This is a genomic window from Streptococcus mitis (assembly GCF_023110375.1).
Taxonomy (GTDB): Bacteria; Bacillota; Bacilli; order Lactobacillales; family Streptococcaceae; genus Streptococcus; species Streptococcus mitis_CI.
Window position 1 is genome coordinate 2,593 of record NZ_JALDVV010000026.1, and the last position, 1,393, is coordinate 3,985.

A 1,393-nucleotide genomic window follows, 5' to 3' on the forward strand; every position below is an offset into this window, starting at 1 on the left:
GGAACTCCAGTCGATATCATGTTGAACCCACTTGGGGTGCCATCACGTATGAATATCGGTCAGGTTATGGAGCTTCACCTTGGTATGGCTGCTCGTACTCTTGGTATTCACATCGCAACACCAGTCTTTGACGGAGCAAGTTCTGAAGACCTTTGGTCAACTGTTAAAGAAGCTGGTATGGATAGCGATGCCAAAACAATCCTTTACGATGGACGTACTGGGGAACCGTTTGATAACCGTGTTTCTGTCGGAGTCATGTACATGATCAAACTCCACCACATGGTTGACGATAAATTGCACGCGCGTTCAGTCGGACCTTACTCAACTGTTACCCAACAACCACTCGGAGGTAAAGCTCAGTTTGGTGGACAACGTTTCGGTGAGATGGAGGTTTGGGCTCTTGAAGCCTACGGTGCGTCAAATGTTCTTCAAGAAATCTTGACTTACAAGTCTGACGATATCAACGGACGTTTGAAAGCTTATGAAGCCATTACAAAAGGAAAACCAATTCCAAAACCAGGTGTTCCAGAATCCTTCCGAGTTCTTGTCAAAGAATTGCAATCTCTTGGTCTTGACATGCGTGTCCTTGACGAAGATGACCAAGAAGTGGAACTTCGTGACTTGGATGAAGGAATGGACGAAGATGTCATCCACGTAGATGACCTTGAAAAAGCCCGCGAAAAAGCAGCACAAGAGGCTAAAGCAGCCTTTGAAGCTGAAGAAGCTGAGAAAGCAACAAAAGCGGAAGCAACAGAAGAAGCTGCTGAAGAATAAGCAGTTCACTTAGAATAGAAAGGGAAGAAATAGTGGTTGATGTAAATCGTTTTAAAAGTATGCAAATCACCCTAGCTTCTCCAAGCAAAGTCCGTTCATGGTCTTATGGAGAAGTCAAAAAACCTGAAACAATCAATTACCGTACCTTGAAACCAGAACGTGAAGGGCTCTTTGATGAAGTGATCTTTGGTCCTACAAAAGATTGGGAATGTGCTTGTGGTAAGTACAAACGCATTCGTTACAGAGGGATTGTTTGTGACCGTTGTGGGGTTGAAGTAACGCGTACAAAAGTTCGTCGTGAGCGTATGGGACACATCGAGTTGAAAGCTCCTGTATCTCACATCTGGTACTTCAAGGGGATTCCAAGCCGTATGGGCTTGACCCTTGATATGAGCCCTCGTGCCCTCGAGGAAGTTATCTACTTTGCGGCTTATGTGGTGATTGATCCTAAGGATACACCACTTGAGCACAAGTCTATCATGACAGAGCGCGAATACCGTGAGCGCTTGCGTGAGTATGGCTATGGATCATTCGTTGCCAAAATGGGTGCCGAAGCCATCCAAGACCTTTTAAAACAAGTAGATCTTGAAAAAGAAATTGCTGAACTCAAAGAAGAGTT

1 protein-coding gene and 1 pseudogene are annotated in these 1,393 nt (G+C 44.9%); both read left to right on the forward strand.

Annotation, left to right across the window (positions count from 1 at the left end):
* Positions 1 to 774, forward strand: a 774-nt coding sequence (locus tag M1G12_RS09860; RefSeq protein ID WP_474104183.1) for a DNA-directed RNA polymerase subunit beta, incomplete at its 5' end; no start/stop codon positions are given.
* A gap of 32 nt (positions 775 to 806) precedes the next feature.
* Positions 807 to 1,393, forward strand: a pseudogene (locus M1G12_RS09865) (DNA-directed RNA polymerase subunit beta'); the annotation flags it as partial.